Raw genomic sequence first — 19,302 nt, 5'->3', positions numbered from 1 at the left:
CACGCGGGATCGCCTCGGGACGTCAAGGGCACGGCGACCTGCGTAACCCGTGGATCCGCCGTTCGGGCGTGCGACCGCATGACTGTTGGCCGCCACGGCGTCGTCGTTCTGATCGGGGATGGTCACGTCGTCAGGCTACCCACTGTGTGCCTGATCACCCGGTTGACTCCCGCCGCGCGTCGTCTCTCCCGAAGTGGGATGGCTAGTGTGTGTCGGTCTGGCGGTGTGCGTCGGGCGCCGGGTGTGGGTCGGCTCAGTCCTCGTCATCGTCGAAGACGGCTTGGGAGGCTCCTGGCTGGCCGTCGACGACGGCTTGGAACTCGGGGTCGTCGATGCTGCAGGGACCGGCGCCGACGACTCAACCGGCGACTCGGGATCGTTCGAGTCCGAATTGTCGGAGGTGTCCCGAGAATCCTCTTCAACTGGCACTTCCGGACGCTTGGCCTCGCCGTAGTGCTTGCCGGACAGATTCACCCAATCAGGGTCGGCAAAGGACTCATCAGGCATCCCCTTCATCGCCGTCTCCATGTAGTCGCGCCAAGTGCGCGCCGGGTAATCGCCGCCATGGAAGCCGGTAGCCCCCTCGCGAGCGTAGGGATCGAGGTTCTCGTTGCCGCTGTCACCTGCGACGAACATGACGGCCGTCGAGATCTGCTTGGTGTAAGCGACGAACCAGGCAGCCGTCACCCCGTCCCCGACGCCGGAAGTACCCGTCTTTCCAGCGACGTGATGGTCGAAGTCGGCCACGATTCGACCGGTGCCTTCCTCGACCACAGACTGCAGGGCGTAGCTGACATCGTGGCTGATATCAGCCTCAATGGTCTGCTTCGACGGTTTAGGAGCCTGATAGACGACCTTTCCGGACTGGTCAACGACCTTGCCAACGACGTGAGGGGTGGCCTTCTTACCGTCATTCGCGATCGTTGCGTAGCCGCCGGCCTGGGCCAGTGGGCTCACCTCGGCGGTGCCCAGGGCGATGCGGTTGTTGAGGTCCCATCCGGTGCCCTTGGGAACCCCGGCGGCATTGGCGGCCTGGACAACGTCCTTCGGGCCGTCCTTCATCCGCGAGACCATGTCGACGAAGGCGGTGTTGATCGACTTCGCAATGGCTCGCCGCATACTAACGGTGCCGTAGTTCCGGTTGTTCTCATTGCGGACCTCCGTCGTGTCGCCGTCGGGAGTGAAGGCGTCGCCTTCCAACCGGGAGCGCAGGCTGAAACCATGCCGCATCCCAGCCACAGCCGCATAGGTCTTGAAGGTGGACGCCGACGGGCGCGGAGTGCGAGCCCAGTTACGAGTGTTGGAAATGTAGTCGTCACCACCGTAAATGGCCAACACACCACCGGTCTTGACGTCGACCGAGGCGAGAGCCGGATGAAGATTCTCCGCCCCCTTGGAGCCTGCGTTGCGACCTGCGATCCTCTTGTACTTCTGGCCGGCCGCAACCGCTGCCTTCTGGTCGTTGCGATCGAGGGTGGTCATCACCTTGAGCCCGCCACCCTTGATCTGCTGGTCTGAGAATCCCCTCGCGATGAGCTCGTCATGGACCATCTTCATGAGGTAGCCGTCGGTTCCCGCCCACCGGTTGTAGTCGGGGACCTTCGGGAACTTCGGCAGCTGCCGATACGCCTCGTCGTGCTGGGCCGGGGTGATGTTTCCGGCCTCGAGCATACCGTCGAGGACGTAGCGGTAACGCTGCAGCAACCTCTCTCGGGCGGCCACTCCGCCGTTGGGGTCAAAGTTGGCAGGGCTGTTGAGGACCGCCGCCAGCACTGCCGACTGAGACAAGGTGAGCTTGGAGGCGTCGGTGTAGAAGAACGCCTTCGCGGCAGCCTGGGCTCCGTAAGCTCCGCGACCGAAGTAAATGGTGTTGAGGTAGCCGGCGAGAATGTCCTGTTTGGACACCTCCTTGCCCATCTTCACCGCGAGGAGGAGCTCCTTGAACTTGCGGCTCATGGTGCGTTCCTGGGACAGGTACAACACCTTGATGTACTGCTGGGTGATCGTCGAGCCCCCTTGCATTTCACCACCTCGGGCAATGGCCCACGCGGCGCGAACCATGCCCTTGACCGAGATGCCAGGATCCGTCCAGAAGGTGCGGTTCTCGGCTGAGACGACAGCGTTGCGCAGGTCCTTGGGCATCGACTCATAAGGAATCGACTGACGGTTCTGCACCGAGAAGGATCCGAGCCGGCTGCCGTCACGGTAATAGATGAACGAGGTGTTCGTCTGGAAGTCATGGTTGGGGTCGGGCAGCTCGGTGCGTTCATAGGCGACGAAGACACCAATGACGGCGATGATCGCCAGCGACAGGATCGTCACCAGCATGCCCCACAGGAACTTCTTCAGCTTCCCGTGGCGTCCGCGCCTGGGTCTGGCTGCGGGGAAAGCCGATCGAGCGCCACCCGGTGCGGGGGCGGCTCGGCGTGCTGGCCGCTTGGCAGGTTTGTGATCAGCCATAGATATCCTCCACGGTCGGCTGATGGCGAGGTGGGCGACGACGTCGACCGTCCCCCAGGACGTAATCGACGAGGATGTGGTTCCACAGGCAGTCGGGACAGACCTCGACCTCATAAACGTGGAACTCACCGAACTGGTGCTCCATCTCCTCCAGTTCGTCAACGGTGCGGATGCGTCCCGAGTACTGGCCCAGCTGGTGGCCGAAGACATGGCGCAGCAGGACTAGCCGCGGCGACTCGCAGACCGGACAGTCGTGGTCGAGGGGCTCGCCGTGGTGCATGGCGGCACGCACCAACATGGGGTCGGCGTCGCATGCCGTGGGGGCATTGAGGTCGACCCGGGGGCTGAGCAGCGCCTCCAGGGTGTGACGGCGTTGCAGGGCGTGGGACACCACGTTTCGCTGCGTCTGCATACCCTCCAGAGTACGGCGCGATAAGGACGGATCGGCGCAGGTGGTGTTCCGCAACGGGTTGTGGGAAAGATTTTGAGGGTCCTTCTGCCCGCCTGTGGTGATCGGGTTGATGATCGTGGGCAGTGCTACGGAAGGTGGTGGCACCGAGCCTCAGAAACCACTTCGCCACCGCGAGCCGACCCACGGCGTCATCGGCTGCCCCTATGCTCGAACCCATGTCAGAAGGCCTCCAGCTACACCGCACGACCCTTGACAACGGGATGCGCGTGGTCGTCAATCCGGACGCCACCTCCCCCGGTGTCGCCGTCAACATCTGGTACCAGGTGGGATCGGCCGACGAGGAGGTCGGCCGTTTCGGATTCGCCCACCTCTTCGAGCACCTGATGTTCTCGGGTACCACGAGCGGCATCGCGTCAAGCGAACACCTGGCCACCGTCGAGTCGGTGGGAGGGTCGGCCAATGCGTCCACCAGCTTTGACCGCACCAACTACTACGAGACGGCTCCCGCCGGGGCGTTGGAGCTGGCGTTGTGGTTGGAGGCCGAGCGGTTGGCCCATCTGGCCGTCACCGAGGAGAACCTCGCCACCCAGCGGGAGGTCGTCAAGGAAGAGAAACGGCAGCGCTACGACAACACCCCTTATGGTGACCTGCTCGATCTGCTCCTGGACGGACGGTTCGGGGAGACGCATCCGTACGGGCATCCGACCATCGGTTCGGTGCCCGATCTCGACGCTGCCCGCCTCGACGACGTGACGGCCTTCCATTCCACCTGGTATCGACCCGACAACGCTGTTCTCGTCATCTCCGGGTGCGTCGAGGCTGATGAAGGTCTCCTTCTCGCCGAGAAGTACCTGGGAGCGGTGCCCACCGCCACCGGTGACCTCCCGACGCGCATTCAGGGACCAGTTCGCCACGACAACCCGCGGGTGGTCGTCGAGCGCCCGGTGCCCCGGACCGCGGTGACCCGATCCTGGGCCACCCCGCCCATCACCGATCCTGACAACCTCGCCGTGGCGATGGCCATCGATGCCATCGGATCCGGGATGAGTTCGCGTCTCATCCGCGCCCTCGAGCGGGAGCGTCACCTGGTCGACGGCGTCGCGATGAACGACTTCGGGCTGTCCCGGGGGTCCTCGGCCGCCTTGGTGTCGGCCCACCTCAAGCCGGGAGTCCCCGAGGAGGAGCTGACCGGAGCCGTCGACGAGATCATTGTCGAGTTCGCTGCCAACGGGCCGCGGGAAGCCGAACTGGAACGGGCCCGGGCGCAGGTGGAACGGGACTGGTTGGAATCCTTGGCCGTCGTCGACGAACGGGCCGACCTGCTCAACATGCACGAGACCCTGTTGGGGGACGCCAACCTCGTCAACACCCACCTCGACCGGGTGCGTGCGATCACCGCTGACCAAGTCACCGAGGCCGCGAAACGGTGGCTCTCCCCTGAGCAAGCATCGACCGTCGTCCACAAGGAGGTGGCGTGATGAAGACCCTCAATGATCGTCCACACGTGCAGCCCGGCTCGCCGTGGTCCTTCCCGACGTGCATCGTGGAGAACTTGTCCACCGGACTGACGGTGGTGCGCGTACCGATGCCCGGTCAGCACATCATCACCATGGAAATCGGGTTGGACGCACCCTTGGGTGCCGAGCCCGCCGGTCTCGAGGGGCTGGCCGGACTCGTCGTCCGCACCGCCGACGAGTCGACCGCACCTCACCCCGACGCCGCCTTCGCCGAGGCGATGGAGTCGATCGGGGCCAGCTATGACGGGTCGGCCGGGTTGGCCGGCAGCCACGTCGGTGTCGACGTACCCGTGACAAGGTTCGACGCCGCAGCCGAGCTCTTCGTCGAGTTGTTGCGGACCACCAGTCTGGCCCAGACCGACATCTCCCGTCAGATCGACATGGCACGAGCCTCCCTGGCCCAGACCAGCCAGCGTGGATCGGCCTTGTCCGGGCTCGCAGCCGCCCGTGCCCTCTGGCCGGAAGGGTCACGATCGGCCCTGCCCACCATTGGCACCCTGACATCGGTGGAGAAGCTCGATGCCGAGGCTGCCCGGGAGTTCTGGGCAGCGCATTGGACCCTCAGCGACGCCGTGCTGGTGGTGGCCGGTGAAGGGGTCGAGGACCTTGATCTGTCGGTGTTCGAGCGGTGGATGGCCACCGGGTCAGCGGCGGAGGTCGTTCCGGCCACACCTCGGGTCGGTGGGCCACGAGTGATCCTCGTCGACCGTCCCGACGCCGTGCAGGCCGATGTGCGGATCCAGCAGGCCACGGTGGGGAGGGCCCACCCTGGATGGGCAGCCCTCAAGGTGGCGTGCGGTGCCCTGGGCGGAACCTTCGGGTCACGGCTCAACCAAGTGCTGCGCGAGGACAAGGGATGGTCCTATGGGGTCGGGATGTCGGCCCGTCCGCTGCCTGACGGCGGGGTCACGACAGTCGCTGGGTCCTTCCGGACCGAGGTCGGGGCCGACGCCGTCGCCGAGGCGTTGAGCATTCTCACGTCCGCGGAGGACCTGCGTAATGACGAGGTTGATTCCGCCCGTGACCATTTGGTGGGGATTGCTCCACTGCAGTACGACACCGCCGGTTCGGTGGCCCATCAGGTGGCTGCTCTGGTGCGGGCGGGTCTGGCGCCGACCTGGGTCGACGATCACCTGGCTGCAGTGGCCTCGGTGAGGGTGGATGGTCAGGAATGGTCAGCCAACACTGCGTGGCGCCAACTTCTCAACCCCGACGACTGGCGGATCGGGATCTGTGGTCGAGCCGAGGACCTGGCTCCGGCGTTGGCCAAGCGTGGGTTGGAGCCAGTCGTCGTCAACCCCACCGAGGTGCTGTCATAGGCGGCTTGTTCTACACGGAACTGCCAGAAAACCGGGATGGTGACGTCATCATCGGGTTTTCAAGCAACTTTTTGGCAGCTCCGTGTAGCAACGCGCCCGTACTCGACTCGCCGAAAGGGGCTGAGTTCCCCTAGACTGTTCGGGTCCACGGGGCATTGGCGCAGTTGGTAGCGCGACTGCTTTGCAAGCAGTAGGTCAGGGGTTCGAATCCCCTATGCTCCACGTAAGAAAAGAAAATCGAAACCTGCCCCGCCTGATGGCGGGGCAGGTTTGTTTCTGCGGTGACTTCGGCCGGGGCGTCGGTGAGACTGACGAGCCTTACCGTGATCTTGGTCGAGACTGTCCGGCGGTCTCTCGTCCCGCCACTGTGCCGGGGCTCTGAAGAGGTGCACACGGAGTGAGCACTTGGATGTTGACGTCGATTTGGTGTCAGCATCCAACCTGCTTTACGCCACCAGCGTTAACGAGGGATCTGTGTGCCCGCGCAACGACGATCGTAGTCGGGGACATCTCCTCGAACGTCACCAAGGCCAACCACTCCACGGATGGCTACCGTGACCAGTACTGGGATGCTGTGGGCTTCAGCCAAACCCCGAGCGGGATCGTGAGCACACAGCATGGCAGTACGACAACCGAGCAGACCGGTGCGGGTACGCTTGCGTCCCCGCTGCAACGGAGCGGTGCCAACCACCCCAGCGCCGATGGGCCGTGGGTAGACACCTTCACCTTCGGCAGCGTGTCCTCCAGTGGACTGACGATGGAATACACGAACCGCTTCCTCAAGGAAGTCTCGCTCGGCGGCGGCACCTACGTTGGTAAACCAGGCGAGCCGCTCTTCGGCTGGCAGGCCATCAACATTCAGTCGATCTCGTTCACAAGCAACTGCGCATGATCGAAACAGAGATGATGGTCAGCTCTGTTCAGGGCTGACCATCATCGTTCCACGACCGGCACGCTGAATCTCCGTCAGCGATGGTCGGAGGACCCCGGCCAAGTCCGAGGATCAGTCGTGCGGATCAAGCACCAATCGATACCCCATCCCCGCATCGGTGATGAGATACCGAGGATTACTCGGCTCGGGCTCCAACTTCTTGCGCAACTGGGAGATGTACAACCGCAAATACCCCGTGTCGGTGACATGCTCCGACCCCCACACCTGGCTCAGCATCGTCTGTCGAGTCACCAACCGACCCTCGTTGTGGATCAACAGCTCGAGCACCCGCCACTCCGTCGGCGTCAACCGGACATTGGCCCCGTCACGAGTGACGGTGTGCGACGTCAGATCAACCCGCACCGACCCGAAAGCGATAACCGGCTCGGAATCCCCCTCGTCCTGGCCAATCCTCCTCGTCAGGACCCGAATCCGCGCCAACAACTCATCCATCGAGAAGGGCTTGGTGACGTAATCCTCAGCCCCGGCGTCGAGGGCCTCCACCTTCTCCGCCGACCCCGACCGTCCCGAAATGACCAGGATCGGCGCCTGGGACCACCCCCGCACCGCCTCGATGACCTGCACCCCGTCCAGACGCGGCATGCCGAGATCCAGCAGGATGATGTCGGGCTTGTGATCGACAGCCATCTCGAGGGCGTGCTGACCATCGCGGGCCAGCAGGATCTCGTATCCGCGCGCCCCCAGGGTGATCCGCAGCGCCCGCAGGATCTGCGGGTCGTCGTCAGCAATGAGAATCTTCATCGAGCACTCCCCTCCTCAATGTCATCGTGATCCACATCATCGTGGCCAGCCGCCGCATGGCCCACCCTCGGCAGGCTGATGACCATCGTCAGGCCACCACCAGGAGTGTCCTCCAACGCGAGGGTGCCATCCATCCCCTCGACGAAACCCTTCGAGAGGGCCAGCCCCAGTCCCAGCCCGACGGTCGAGTCGGCGTCCCCCAACCGTTGGAAGGGCACCATGACGTCATCGCGACGATCCTCCGGAATCCCCGGACCATGATCGATCACGCGGATCTCCACCCGGTCGGCGAAACTGCTTGTCGCGAGCCGAACCCGGCCACCTGCTGGCTCATATCTCAGCGCATTCGACAACAGGTTGACGACCACCCGCTGCAATAGGGCCGGATCGGCGACCATCTCGGGCACGTCGGCTCCCAGATCGATCTCGACATCCGCCGGCCCCAGGGACAACTCATCCAAGGCCGGCATGATGACCTCGGCCGGGTCGACCGGCATCACCGAGACCCCGAGCACGCCGGACTGCAGCCGGGAGACGTCGAGCAGGTCGGTGACGAGGTTGGCCAGTTTCCCCAGGGCGTCATCGGCGGTCTCCAACAGGTCATCACGATCCTGGTCGGACAGACCGGCTCCCTCGCTGCGCAGACCTGAAACGGCAGCGGTCGCGGCCGCAAGGGGCCGACGAAGGTCGTGTCCCACCGCCGACAACAAGGCCGTTCGCACTCGGTCCGTGGCGGCCAGTGGCTCCACCGCCTTGGCCGTTTCCTCCAGTTGCCGCTGGTCCAGGGCCGTCCCCAACTGGGTGGTGATCACCGACAGCAGGCGACGCTCGGAGGCGTCCGGCTCAGGCCCGTGGAACTCGACCACCGAATGATCGTCGATGTGCTGCTCGGTGACTTCATCGCTGGTCGTACCCGAGCTTGCCACGACGCGTCCGTCGGTCAGCACCCGGGCCCCCGACAGCCCGAAGGCCTCGGTCGCCTTGGACAACAACGACTCGACGGCGTCCTCACCGTGCAGCACCGATCCGGCCACCGACTCCAGCAGCCCTGACTCGGCGGCCGCGCGACGTGCCACCCGGGTCTTGCGGGCAGCGCGGTCGACGACGAAGCTCACCAGGGCGGCCGTGAGCAGGTACAGCAGCAGAGCCACCATGTGCAGCGGCTCGTTGACGGTGACGGTGTAGAAGGGCTTGGTGAAGTAGTAGTCCAGGGCAATACCCGAGGCCAGAGCCGCGACGAAGGACGGCAGGGCACCGCCGACCAGGGCCACCACGACAGCCAGAAACTCATAGGTCAGCACATCCGTCGTCAGGGCCTCGGGGCTGCGCGTCGACACCAGCAACCAGGTCAACAGTGGCCCGAAGACCGCCAGCACGACGAAACCGGCGATGCGGCGACGAGTCGACAAGGACCCACCCATCCGTGGCAGCCGGATTCCCTTGGCCTGGGCACCATGACTGACGATGTGGACGTCAATGGCACCCGAAGCCCGAATGATGTCGGACTCGACGTCATGACCCGTCAGCAACCGCGACAACTTCCCACGCCGACTCGCCCCGATGACGAGCTGGGTGGCGTTGACCGACTTCGCGAACTCGATGAGAGTCTCCGGGATGTCGTCGCCGACGAGCTGGTGGAAGGACCCTCCCAACTGGTCCACCAATCCACGCTGACGAGCCAGTTCACCCGGGTGCGGGGAGCGCAGACCGTCCTCGGTGGTGACGTGGACGGCCAACAGTTCACCGCCCCCGGCTCGAGCGGCGATACGGGCACCGCGACGCAACAGGGTCTCCCCCTCGCGTCCACCGGTGAGGGCGACGACCACCCGCTCGCGGGCCTCCCAGTGGGAGTCGATCCCGTGCTCACTGCGGTAATCGGCCAGGGCGTGGTCTACCTCGTCAGCAACCCAGAGCAGGGCCAGCTCGCGCAGGGCGGTGAGGTTGCCCAGTCGGAAGTAGTTGGACAGGGCGGCGTCGATCCGCTCTGCCGGGTACACCTTGCCGCCCGAGAGCCGATCGCGCAGGGCCTGCGGGGCGAGATCGACAACCTCCACCTGGTTGGCCTTGCGCAGCACGGTGTCCGGGATGGTCTCGCGCTGCGGCACCCCGGTGATCTGTTCGACGACGTCATTGAGCGACTCGATGTGCTGGATGTTGACCGTCGAGATGACATCGATCCCGGCGTCCAGCAGTTCCTCGACATCCTGCCAGCGCTTTTCGTGACGCGACCCGGGCGCGTTGGTGTGGGCCAGCTCGTCGACCAGGGCGACGTCGGGATCGCAGGCGAGTACCCCGTCGAGGTCCATCTCGGACAGCTCGATGCCGCGATGTTCGACGAGGTGGCGGGGGACGATCTCCAGCCCCTCAGTCATGGCCGCGGTGGCTGCCCGGCCGTGGGTCTCGACGACGGCGATGACGACGTCGGACCCACTCTTGCTCAGGTGCTTGCCCTCATCGAGCATGGCGTAGGTCTTGCCGACGCCCGGTGCCGCGCCGAGCAGCACCCGCAATCGTCCCCGAGCAGCCACCTCGTCCTCCTTCAGGCCATGATCACGAACTGATCACGTCAGTCAGTGCTGACGATCCAGTTCGGCATTGAGGGTCACGACATTGACCCTAGTCGCACCGAGGAATCCGAGCTGGCGTCCGTCAGTGTTGTTGGCGACAATCTCACGGACGACACTGGGATCGAGGTGACGGGCCTTGGCGACCCGGCTGACCTGGATCTCGGCGTAGGCGGGGCTGATGTGCGGGTCCAGACCAGAGGACGACGCCGTCAGGGCATCGGCCGGAACCCTACCGGCATCCACCCCGTTGAAGGTCGCCACCTGGCTGCGACGCTCCTTGATGGTCTTGGCCAGGTCCGGGTTCTCAGGCCCCATGTTGGAACCACCCGAGGAAGACCCGTCGTAACCGTTGTCACCGGCGGCCGACGGGCGCGGCTGGAAGTACTCCGGCAGCGGCTTGCCGTCCTTGTCGGTAAAGGACTGACCGATGAGGGTCGAGCCGACCACCTTGCCGTTGACCTCCAGCTGGGAGCCATTGGCCTGCCGATGAAGGACGAGCTGTCCCAGCCCGGTCATGACGCCGGTGTACACGACGCCGACGATGACGGTGAACAACAGGATCGAGCGCAGCCCGACGAGGAGGGTACGAGTCCTGGAGGAAATGATCATGATGGGCTCCGATCAGAAACCGGGAATGAGACGGACGAGCAGGTCGATCAGCCAGATGCCGATGAATGGCGCGACAACTCCGCCCAGGCCATAGATGCGCAGATTCCGGGCGAGAATCTTCGACGCCCCGGCAGGCTTGTAGGACACTCCCTTGAGAGCCAGCGGCACCAGGATGACGATGATGATCGCGTTGAAGATGATCGCCGAGAGCACCGCAGACGCCGGGGAGTGCAGGCCCATGATGTTGAGGGCCGACAGGCCCGGGTAGGTCGCCATGAAAATCGCGGGGATGATCGCGAAGTACTTGGCGATGTCGTTGGCGATGGAGAAGGTCGTCAGGGCGCCGCGCGTGATGAGCAACTGCTTGCCGATCCCGACGATGCTGATGAGCTTGGTCGGGTCGGAGTCGAGGTCGACCATGTTGCCGGCCTCCTTGGCGGCCGAGGTACCGGTGTTCATGGCGACACCCACGTCCGCCTGGGCCAGGGCCGGGGCGTCGTTGGTGCCGTCACCGGTCATTGCGACCATCCGGCCGCCCTCCTGCTCCTTGCGGATGTAGGCGAGCTTGTCCTCCGGGGTGGCCTCGGCCAGGAAGTCGTCGACCCCGGCCTCCTTGGCGATGGCGGCAGCCGTCAGCGGGTTGTCACCGGTCACCATGACGGTGCGGATGCCCATCCGACGCAACTCGGAAAACCGGTCGGTCAGGCCTTCCTTGACGATGTCCTTGAGATGGACGACGCCGAGGACCTTGCCGACATGGTCGGGGGTGCGCACTGCGACGACGAGCGGGGTGCCACCGGACTCGGAGACGGCGTCGACGCGACGATCCATGTGGGCGAGGGTGTCGATGTCCATGTCGATGTGGGACTCCGTCAGCCAGGCTCGCACGGCCGAACCGGCACCCTTGCGGATCTCGGTGCCGTCGGGCAGGTCGATGCCGGACATCCTGGTCTGAGCGGTGAAGGGGACAACCTCCCCCTGGTCACCCCAGGCATCGGCGTCGAATCCCTGCTCGCGAGCCAGGTCGACGATGGAGGTGCCCTCCGGGGTCGGGTCGGCCAGGGAGGACCGGGCGGACACGTCGCGGATCTCCTCCTCACTGACGCCGGGCATCGCGATGAACTCGCTGGCTCGACGGTTTCCGTAGGTGATGGTGCCGGTCTTGTCGAGCAGCAGGGTGGTGACGTCACCGGCGGCCTCGACGGCTCGGCCCGACATGGCCAGCACGTTGTGCTGCACCAGGCGGTCCATACCCGCGATACCGATGGCCGAGAGCAGGGCACCGATGGTGGTCGGGATGAGGCAGACCAACAGGGCGACGAGAACCGTGATGCCCACCGGCCTGGCGGCCAGGGAGGCGATCGGGTTCAGGGTCAGGGCGACGATGACGAAGACGATCGACAGGCTCGCCAGCAGGATGTTGAGGGCGATCTCGTTGGGGGTCTTCTGGCGTCCGGATCCCTCCACCAGTGCGATCATGCGGTCGACGAAGGACTGGCCGGGCTTCGAGGTGATCTTGACGACGATGCGGTCGGAGAGCACCTTCGTGCCACCGGTGACGGCGGAACGGTCGCCGCCGGACTCACGTACCACGGGGGCGGACTCACCGGTGATGGCCGACTCGTCGACCGAGGCGATGCCCCAGATGATGTCCCCGTCTCCGGGGATCGTCTGGCCTGCCGTCACGACGACGACGTCGCCGTACTTGAGGTCCGAGGAGACGATCTCGGTGGTCGTGGTGTGCTCGGCCGAGGGATCGTTCTTCTCGTCCCAACCATCGACGCGCAGCGCGTTGGTGGCGGTGCGGGTCTTCCTCAGGGTCTCGGCCTGGGCCTTGCCGCGGCCCTCGGCGATGGATTCGGCAAGGTTGGCGAAGACCACGGTGAGCCACAGCCAGACCGCGATGACCGCGGAGAATCCGGTCGGCACACGGCCGTCGGTGATGTGGGTGAACGGCTCCATGACGGCGACGATCGTCGTCAGGGCCGCGCCGACCCACACCAGGAACATGACCGGGTTGCGCCACTGGGCACGCGGGTCGAGCTTGCGGAAGGCACCGGGCAGGGCCTGGCGGACCTGGGCCCCGGTGAGGCCGCGGGAACGCGAATTCGAGGTGATGACGGTCATGATCAGATCAGTCCTTCGGCCAGCGGTCCCAGTGTGAGGACCGGGAAGAAGACGAGCGCCGTGACGAGGATCGCCGTGAAGACGACGAGGGTGATGAACAGGGCGTTGTGGGTGGGAAGGGTGCCTGCGGTGACCGGGACAGGCTCGCGTTCGGCAAGGGCTCCGGCGAGGGCGAGGGCGAGGATGATCGGCAGGAAGCGACCGAGCAGCATGGCGACGCCAATCGCCGCGCACAGCCAGTTCGTCGAGGCATCCAGACCGGCGAAGGCGGAACCGTTGTTGTTGGCACCCGAGGTGAAGGCGTAGACGAGCTCGCTCAGTCCGTGCTCACCCGGGTTCGAGATCGAGGTGTTGACGACACCATCCCGAATACCGGGGATGGCCAGGCTGAGGGCCACCCCGCACAGCACCAGGGCCGGCATGACGAGGATGTACAGGGCCGACAACTTCATCTCTCGCGGGCCGATCTTCTTGCCGAGGTACTCGGGGGTACGACCGACGAGGAGTCCAGCGATGAACACCGCGATGACGGCGATGACGAGCATGCCGTACAGGCCAGATCCGACGCCGCCAGGGCTGATCTCACCCAGCATCATGTTCAGCATGGTGAACATGCCACCGATGGCGGTGTAGGAGTCGTGCATCGAGTTGACGGCGCCGGTGGAGGTCATCGTCGTCGCGTTGGCGAAGAGGACCGACTGGATCAGGCCGAAGCGCTGCTCCTTGCCCTCCATCGCGGCGCCGGCGAGGCGCCCGGCGGTGCCGTGTCCGGAGAACTCGGCAGCAGCCATCGCGAAGAGGTTGATGAGGAACAGCACGATCATTGAGATGAGGATGGCGCGGCCCTGACGCACGTCCTTGACCATCTTTCCGAAGGTGCGCGGCAGCGAGAATGGGATGAGCAGGATGAGGAAGATCTCCAGCATGTTCGTCCACGGCTGGGGGTTCTCGAAGGGGTGGGATGAGTTGCCGTTGAAGAAGCCGCCACCGTTGGTGCCGAGCTCCTTGATGACCTCCTGGGAGGCGACAGGCCCGCCCGGGATGATCTGGTCCCCACCAGCGATGCCGGTGACGTGCATGAAGCCGATGAAGTTCTGCGCAGCCCCACCGACGATGAGCAGGAAGGCTCCCACAGCGGCGATCGGCATGAGGATGCGAAGGGTGGTGCGGGTGAGATCGACCCAGAAGTTGCCGATGGTGTGCTCACCACGTCCGACGAATCCACGCACCAGGGCGATCGCGACCGCGATGCCGGTGGCTGCGGAGACAAAGTTCTGCACGCACAGGCCGGCGAGCTGGACGAAGTGCCCCAGGGTCGCCTCCGGGGAGTAGGCCTGCCAGTTGGTGTTGGTGACGAAGGAGACCGCGGTGTTGAAGGCCACGGCTGGGTTCACCGACCCCTTGTCCATGGACCAGGGCAGCCACGACTGCAGACGCTGGAGGGCGTAGAGGAGGACGACACCGCAGAAGCTGAAGGCCAGCACCGAGCGGGCGTAGGACTTCCACGTCTGTCCGGCACGGGGGTCGACGCCCATGATGCGGTAGCAGAAGGCCTCGACCTTGGTGTCCTTGTCAGAGGTGAAGACACGGGCCATGTAGGAGCCCAGGTGATGCTGGGCGATCCCGAGCGCGAGGGCGAGAAGAGCAAGGCTCGCCAAGAAGTAGAACCACGTCATCAGAAACGCTCCGGACGGATGAGGGCGATCACGAGGTACACGACAGCGGCAATGCCGAGAATGGCCGCGACGATGTTGAGGACGGTCACAGCGCGTCGACCCCCTTCACGCACAGGGCGAGTAGGAGGAAGAGGACGACGACACCGAGCAGCCAGATAACGTCCAGCATGACAAGGCTCCTTGACGATGACCCGGGGTTTCCGGAGTGCCGGTTTTGGCACCAGGAACCATCGAAATCGTGTCGTAAGCGGGTTGTCGCGCTCCCCTACGGATCCCATACGGGGGTGAGCGGGATCCTAACGATTTGCTAACAGGCGAGTCCCGAACGGTTCAGAAAGTGTGACGTGCGTCACCGTTCGGCTCAGGGGAATCAGCCCTCCCGGCCACGATCGAAGGCCGCGATGGCCTGCGCGACCACCGCGGCGGGATCGTCAGCGGCCATCACGGCGCGCACCATGGCAACCCCTGCGATGCCGGTTGTCGCCAGCGCAGCCACGTCGTCAACCTGGACGTCCCCGATGGCGACGACGGGCCGAGAGCTCGCCTGCACCAGGGCCGGGTACCCCTCCACCCCCAGCGGTGGGCGTCCGGAGTCCTTCGTCGGGGTGGGTCGGAAAGGCCCGGCACCCAGGTAGTCCAGGGCGTCCGCGAGGGGCTCGGCCGACCTCACCAGGTCCAGGGTTCCGGTGGTGTAACCCACGATGGCGTCGGGCCCGAGCATGGCCCTGGCGTCACGTACCGGAAGGTCCTCGACCCCCAGATGCACCCCGTGGACGTTACCGCGGGCGCGCATCGCCGCCCAGGCGACGTCGGCTCGATCATCGACGACAACCCGCGTCTCCGGGTTCGCACGACGCACCGCCTCGCCGACCTGGAGAACCAGCGACAAGAGGTCTCGGGTCGCCAGGGTCTTGGCTCTCACCTGGACGATGCCGGCGCCTGCCCCAGCAGCCAACGCAGCCGTCTCGACGGTGTGACGGTCGGTTCCCGAGGTCACCAGGTAACAGCGCAGGTCCAGGGTCATCTCGTCTCCTCCACTCCGGTTCTCGCGACCTCGTCGAGGGCGTCGAGCAGTTGCACACGAAAAGTACCGGGTCCGCCGGCACGGGCCGCCGCGACCTCACCGGCGACGTCGAACCAGGTCACGGCCGTCACGGCGGCCTGCACCGGATCATCGGTGGCCACCAGGCACCCCGCGGTCAACGCGCCCAGTAGGCAGCCGGTCCCGGTCACCCGGGCCATGAACGGATGGCCTCTGGAGATCTTCTCGGCCACCCCATCGGTGGTGACGACGACATCCGTCGGCCCCGACACCACGACGACTCCCCCGGTCCGTCGCGCCACCTCGACAGCTGCGTCGACGGCGTGCTCGGGGGCATCCGCCGAGTCGGCTCCGCGTCCCCCTCGTCCTCCCACGAGGGCGAGGATCTCGGAGGCATTCCCCTTGACGACGTCAGGTCCCTCGTCCAGGAAGTCGCGAGCCATCCGGGTACGCACCGGCGCCAGCCCGATCGCCGTCGGGTCGAGGACCCACGGGACGCCGTCAGGACGAGCGGCGACGGTGGCGGGGATGCCGACCATGCCATCGGTCGACAGGGTGCCCAGGTTGACCGACAGGGCGTCGGCGGCCGTGACGACGACCGGGGCCTCCTCGAGGGTCTCCGTCATCATCGGACGCAACCCCGCCGCCAACAGGCCATCGGCCACCAAGGACATACTCACCGTCGCGGTGAGGCAGTGAACCATGGGCGGATTGCGTCGAGCAGCCGCCACCACCTCGTCAATCGTCATGCCACCCTCGCCACCTCGTCGATGTCAGCGTCGATGTCAGCCCCCGACAGCCGCGGGCCGAGGACGGCACCGAGCACTACCAGCAAACCACCGAGGACGACGAGCACGAGCACTGCCCCGAGATGCCCGAACACGCCCTCCAGCCCCGGCAGGTAGAACGGGTACAGCGCCGGCAGGATGAGGGACAGGCTGTACCCCATGCCGTAGCCGGTGGAGCGCACCTCGGTGGGGAACCTCTCAGACAGGTAGGCCGAGATGGGACCGTAGGCCGACACCGTCGCCACCTGGAGGGCGACGGCGAAGACGGCTGCCCTGCCTGCTGATGCGGAACTGATCGCTCCCCACCACAGCAGCGGGCCGAGCACCGCGGCACTGATTCCCCAGCACACCAGCAGACGGCGTCGTCCCACCCTCGTGGACCAGTGCCCGGCCAGCGCCATGAAGATCGCCTGACCAACGGAGGCGACTCCCATCACCCAGGAGGTCGCCGTAGCCGTCAGCCCGGCGTCGGTGCGCAGTCGCGCGGTGAGGATCAGCACGGTGGTGTCGGTGAGCAGCCACAGCCCCGTCATGAGGGTGAAGACCTGCCAGAAGGCCGGCGCCCACGCCCCGGCGATGACCTCACGCACACCGGGAGTCGGGGTCTTCCAGGCATCCCTGGAATCATGGGTGCGGTGGAGGAGAGGAGCGTCGCAGACCCGCCGGGAATAATAGATGATCATCCCGATGCTCATCGCAGCACCGATGACGAAGAGGATGCGCCATCCCCATGCGGCGTAGCGGTCCGGCCCGAGAGCGGCCAGCATGACGGCGACGGCGAAGGCGATTGACGCCTGGGCCCAGGGAGCCATCGACAGGATGACCCCGGACGCCAAGCCGCGTTTCTTGGGAGATGACCATTCCATCGCCAGCGGGATGGCGGCGGAGTACTCACCGGCGACGAAGATCCCGCCCAGGAATCGCAGCAGCAGGATGAGCCCGATCGTCCACGGCCCGATGAGCTGGTGGGTGGGCATGACGGCGATGAGCCCGGCGCAGGTCGCGGTGCCGGCAATGGCCAGGCGGGTGGTACGGGTGCGTCCCAGCCGGTCGGAGATCCGTCCGAAGATCATCCCGCCGAGGGGACGTCCCAGCAGCATGGCGATGACGACGAGGGCGCCGACGGAGGCGCTGGCCGAGGGGCCGGCGAGCACCACCATCGCGGGGGCGAGGGCCGTCAGGGGTAGGAAGACGTGAATGTTGTCAATCCAGTTGCCGACGACGCCGGCCCGCAGAGCGGCCCGTCCTTCGGGTGGCATCGTCCCCTTCGACGAGGTGTTCGGAACGGTGGGCAGTGATGTTGCCGTGGTCATGAGGGCAAGTCCTTGAACAAGTGTGGATGGTGCGGTCTGGAGCGGGGCGATGGCGGCTCAGACACGCATCGCCTGGTCGAAGAACTCCAACTCATGACGACAGGCCGTCAGATAGGCATGGGCAGCACGTGCCCGAGCAGTCGGACCAGCTTGTTCGAAGGCCTTCTCCACGACGACGAGGGTGTGCGAGGTAGCCTCGACAAACCCCGGGGCCCGGTAGGTGTCGAGCCACAACGCATAGGGATGGCCTTCCGGAACCTGCGGCAACCCGGCTCCCACCTGGGCATACAGCCAGAAGCAGGGCAGGACGGACGCCACCCCGACGACGTAGTCGTCACCCAGAGTGTGTGCCAGCAGGAAATTCGTGTACGCCGTCGTCACCGGGCCGGCCGGAGCCTGATCGCGTCCCTCCAACCAGGTGCGGTGCAGGGCAGCCTCCTCGACGATGCAGGTCTCGGACGACTGCGCCCACCACGCCGCGTCCTGCGGGTCGACGGCGCGAGCAGCCAGAGCGGCCAGGGCTCGTGAATAGCAGGCCAGATATCGGGCGTCCTGACCGAGGTAGAAGTTGAAGGCGTGACCCGTTAAGGTGCCATCGACGAGGGCAGCGACGAAGTCCGATCCCTGGATCTGACGGGCCAGATCCGCGCTGGCCTGCCACAGGGCCGTCGTCCACGGACCAACCGGGTCCACCGCAGCAGTGGGTGCTGACCCCGCCGAACCGACGAGGGCCTTGGGAGACTCCAGCGGCTCGATCGGCCCGAACCAAGCCACCGCCGAGGCATCGGCGGACAGCCGTCGTGCCCGGTGGGAGTGGTCGACCGGACCGTGTCCCCGGCCAACCTTCAGCTCTGACCCGTGCAGAATCGCCTCGTGCAACCAGTCGGTGACCCATCCCAGGGCCTCGCCGGGAGCATCCCCTGCACCCAGCCGGGTCGCCAGAGCCGAGGAGAGCGAGCATCCGGTGCCGTGGGTGTTCGTCGTCTCCACCCGGGTGCTCTGCGCGGTGTACGTCGTCCCTTCCGAGCCCACCCAGATGTTGTCGACACGCCGGGAGTCGAGATGGCCGGTCTTGACGACGACGGCGACCCCGGTCTCCTTGGCCCAGCCGCGCGCCTGTTCCAGGGCTTCCTCGGCGCCCTTCGCCGGTCCGGTCTCGCACAGCACTGCGAGCTCGGGAATGTTCGGGGTGACGACGGTTGCCCGGCGACAGAACTCGCGCATGGCAGCCTCGGCGTCAGGGGCGAGGAGCCGGTCTCCGCTGGTGGCGACCATGACCGGATCGACGACGACAACGGGCGGGCGGTGCTCGTCGAGGAATCTGGCGACCGTGTCGATGATCTCGACCGTTCCGAGCATGCCGGTCTTGACGGCGTCGATCGCCACGTCATCGCTGACTGCCGCCAACTGCTGCCTCAGGAACTCGGTGGGTGGGGTGTGGATCGCGCGCACCCCTTGAGTGTTCTGGGCAACCAGGGCGGTGACGACGGCCATCGCGTACCCACCGGCCGCGGTGATGGACTTGGTGTCGGCAGCAGTGCCGGCACCCCCGGAGGGATCCGTTCCCGCGATGGAGAGGACGCGCGGGACTGAGCCCTGCGACGGGTTTCTGGGGGTGGAAGAAGCCATCTCGGACATCCCTTCGCCAGTACGAACTAGATCAGGTTCCACGGGTGTGATCTCAGCGCCGATACGGCGCACCCCGTGTCCAGCGATAAGTATGGCACCCGACTGCGACAAGGCACTGCACCCCGAGTCCCGACGACGAAGAACGCTCAA

15 protein-coding genes, 1 tRNA gene, 1 pseudogene and 1 riboswitch are annotated in these 19,302 nt (G+C 65.8%); of the genes and pseudogenes, 4 read left to right on the top strand and 13 right to left on the bottom strand.

All coding sequences use genetic code 11. From position 1 onward, the window contains the following. Nucleotides 1–135 precede the first annotated feature (135 nt). Both HMPREF9153_RS05600 and HMPREF9153_RS05595 read right to left on the bottom strand, forming a co-directional pair. Entirely contained in the window at nucleotides 136–2,460 is a 2,325-nt protein-coding gene (locus tag HMPREF9153_RS05600) for a transglycosylase domain-containing protein (protein WP_004810250.1), read from the bottom strand. Next, nucleotides 2,453–2,872 carry a DUF5318 family protein gene (locus tag HMPREF9153_RS05595; RefSeq protein WP_015583456.1) on the bottom strand — a complete coding sequence of 140 codons (420 nt, stop codon included), beginning with the start codon at nucleotides 2,870–2,872 and terminating at the stop codon, nucleotides 2,453–2,455. Before HMPREF9153_RS05595 ends, HMPREF9153_RS05600 begins: the two co-directional genes overlap by 8 nt. Before the next feature lie 203 nt (nucleotides 2,873–3,075). On the opposite strand from HMPREF9153_RS05595, the gene HMPREF9153_RS05590 reads away from it, so the two are divergent. From HMPREF9153_RS05590 to HMPREF9153_RS05575, 4 genes are all read left to right on the top strand, one after another. Further along, complete coding sequence (locus HMPREF9153_RS05590; RefSeq protein WP_004810248.1) at nucleotides 3,076–4,350, top strand: M16 family metallopeptidase; 1,275 nt, start codon at nucleotides 3,076–3,078, stop codon at nucleotides 4,348–4,350. A gap of 107 nt (nucleotides 4,351–4,457) precedes the next feature. Further along, complete coding sequence (locus HMPREF9153_RS05585; protein WP_171023437.1) at nucleotides 4,458–5,708, top strand: M16 family metallopeptidase; 1,251 nt, start codon at nucleotides 4,458–4,460, stop codon at nucleotides 5,706–5,708. A gap of 149 nt (nucleotides 5,709–5,857) precedes the next feature. Then, nucleotides 5,858–5,930: transfer RNA gene (locus tag HMPREF9153_RS05580), tRNA-Ala, on the top strand. A 175-nt stretch (nucleotides 5,931–6,105) separates the two neighbouring features. After that, the gene (locus HMPREF9153_RS05575) at nucleotides 6,106–6,600 is read left to right on the top strand and encodes a hypothetical protein (RefSeq protein ID WP_138237422.1); all 495 of its coding nucleotides are present in this window, start codon (nucleotides 6,106–6,108) and stop codon (nucleotides 6,598–6,600) included. 111 nt (nucleotides 6,601–6,711) lie between these two features. On the opposite strand, the gene HMPREF9153_RS05570 is transcribed toward HMPREF9153_RS05575, so the two are convergent. From HMPREF9153_RS05570 to HMPREF9153_RS05520, 11 genes and pseudogenes are all read right to left on the bottom strand, one after another. Further along, nucleotides 6,712–7,401 carry a response regulator transcription factor gene (locus tag HMPREF9153_RS05570; RefSeq protein ID WP_004810245.1) on the bottom strand — a complete coding sequence of 230 codons (690 nt, stop codon included), beginning with the start codon at nucleotides 7,399–7,401 and terminating at the stop codon, nucleotides 6,712–6,714. Next, on the bottom strand, nucleotides 7,398–9,929 hold the full coding sequence (locus HMPREF9153_RS05565) for a sensor histidine kinase (protein WP_004810244.1): 2,532 nt from the start codon (nucleotides 9,927–9,929) through the stop codon (nucleotides 7,398–7,400). Before HMPREF9153_RS05565 ends, HMPREF9153_RS05570 begins: the two co-directional genes overlap by 4 nt. A gap of 42 nt (nucleotides 9,930–9,971) precedes the next feature. Next, nucleotides 9,972–10,577 (bottom strand): potassium-transporting ATPase subunit KdpC, encoded by a 606-nt coding sequence (gene kdpC / locus HMPREF9153_RS05560; RefSeq protein WP_004810243.1) that lies wholly within the window; start codon nucleotides 10,575–10,577, stop codon nucleotides 9,972–9,974. Between the two features lie 12 nt (nucleotides 10,578–10,589). Next, on the bottom strand, nucleotides 10,590–12,704 hold the full coding sequence (gene kdpB / locus HMPREF9153_RS05555) for a potassium-transporting ATPase subunit KdpB (RefSeq protein ID WP_004810242.1): 2,115 nt from the start codon (nucleotides 12,702–12,704) through the stop codon (nucleotides 10,590–10,592). Nucleotides 12,705–12,706: 2 nt separating this feature from the next. After that, nucleotides 12,707–14,380, bottom strand: a complete 1,674-nt coding sequence (gene kdpA, locus HMPREF9153_RS05550; protein ID WP_004810241.1) for a potassium-transporting ATPase subunit KdpA — start codon at nucleotides 14,378–14,380, stop codon at nucleotides 12,707–12,709. Next, complete coding sequence (gene kdpF, locus HMPREF9153_RS05545) at nucleotides 14,380–14,469, bottom strand: K(+)-transporting ATPase subunit F (protein ID WP_015583464.1); 90 nt, start codon at nucleotides 14,467–14,469, stop codon at nucleotides 14,380–14,382. The genes kdpA and kdpF overlap by 1 nt, the downstream gene beginning before the upstream one ends. Further along, nucleotides 14,466–14,658, bottom strand: a pseudogene (locus tag HMPREF9153_RS12205) (hypothetical protein). The gene kdpF and the pseudogene HMPREF9153_RS12205 overlap by 4 nt, the downstream one beginning before the upstream one ends. A 92-nt stretch (nucleotides 14,659–14,750) precedes the next feature. Next, a complete protein-coding gene (locus tag HMPREF9153_RS05535) occupies nucleotides 14,751–15,404 on the bottom strand; it encodes a thiamine phosphate synthase (protein ID WP_004810240.1) in 654 nt (217 codons plus the stop codon). Then, nucleotides 15,401–16,171 (bottom strand): hydroxyethylthiazole kinase, encoded by a 771-nt coding sequence (thiM, locus tag HMPREF9153_RS05530; protein WP_004810239.1) that lies wholly within the window; start codon nucleotides 16,169–16,171, stop codon nucleotides 15,401–15,403. Before thiM ends, HMPREF9153_RS05535 begins: the two co-directional genes overlap by 4 nt. After that, a complete protein-coding gene (locus HMPREF9153_RS05525; RefSeq protein ID WP_004810238.1) occupies nucleotides 16,168–17,523 on the bottom strand; it encodes an MFS transporter in 1,356 nt (451 codons plus the stop codon). Before HMPREF9153_RS05525 ends, thiM begins: the two co-directional genes overlap by 4 nt. 57 nt (nucleotides 17,524–17,580) lie before the next feature. Then, the gene (locus HMPREF9153_RS05520) at nucleotides 17,581–19,161 is read right to left on the bottom strand and encodes a bifunctional hydroxymethylpyrimidine kinase/phosphomethylpyrimidine kinase (protein ID WP_004810237.1); all 1,581 of its coding nucleotides are present in this window, start codon (nucleotides 19,159–19,161) and stop codon (nucleotides 17,581–17,583) included. Continuing rightward, nucleotides 19,144–19,238, bottom strand: a riboswitch (TPP riboswitch). It overlaps the preceding gene by 18 nt. Nucleotides 19,239–19,302 lie beyond the last annotated feature (64 nt).

This window comes from Cutibacterium avidum ATCC 25577 (assembly GCF_000227295.1).
Classification (GTDB): Bacteria; Actinomycetota; Actinomycetes; order Propionibacteriales; family Propionibacteriaceae; genus Cutibacterium; species Cutibacterium avidum.
The sequence above is the reverse complement of the archived record's forward strand: the minus strand, read 5'-3'. Positions and strand labels throughout refer to the sequence as shown.

Coding starts and splice junctions, on each gene's coding strand:
- kdpA (WP_004810241.1), bottom strand. CDS start 14,380: ATGACGTGGTTCTACTTCTTGGCGAGCCTTGCTCTTCTCGCCCTCGCG.
- thiM (WP_004810239.1), bottom strand. CDS start 16,171: ATGACGATTGACGAGGTGGTGGCGGCTGCTCGACGCAATCCGCCCATG.
- HMPREF9153_RS05595 (WP_015583456.1), bottom strand. CDS start 2,872: ATGCAGACGCAGCGAAACGTGGTGTCCCACGCCCTGCAACGCCGTCAC.
- HMPREF9153_RS05590 (WP_004810248.1), top strand. CDS start 3,076: ATGCTCGAACCCATGTCAGAAGGCCTCCAGCTACACCGCACGACCCTT.
- HMPREF9153_RS05535 (WP_004810240.1), bottom strand. CDS start 15,404: ATGACCCTGGACCTGCGCTGTTACCTGGTGACCTCGGGAACCGACCGT.
- HMPREF9153_RS05570 (WP_004810245.1), bottom strand. CDS start 7,401: ATGAAGATTCTCATTGCTGACGACGACCCGCAGATCCTGCGGGCGCTG.
- HMPREF9153_RS05525 (WP_004810238.1), bottom strand. CDS start 17,523: ATGACCACGGCAACATCACTGCCCACCGTTCCGAACACCTCGTCGAAG.
- kdpB (WP_004810242.1), bottom strand. CDS start 12,704: ATGACCGTCATCACCTCGAATTCGCGTTCCCGCGGCCTCACCGGGGCC.
- HMPREF9153_RS05585 (WP_171023437.1), top strand. CDS start 4,458: ATGCCCGGTCAGCACATCATCACCATGGAAATCGGGTTGGACGCACCC.
- HMPREF9153_RS05600 (WP_004810250.1), bottom strand. CDS start 2,460: ATGGCTGATCACAAACCTGCCAAGCGGCCAGCACGCCGAGCCGCCCCC.
- HMPREF9153_RS05520 (WP_004810237.1), bottom strand. CDS start 19,161: ATGTCCGAGATGGCTTCTTCCACCCCCAGAAACCCGTCGCAGGGCTCA.
- kdpC (WP_004810243.1), bottom strand. CDS start 10,577: ATGATCATTTCCTCCAGGACTCGTACCCTCCTCGTCGGGCTGCGCTCG.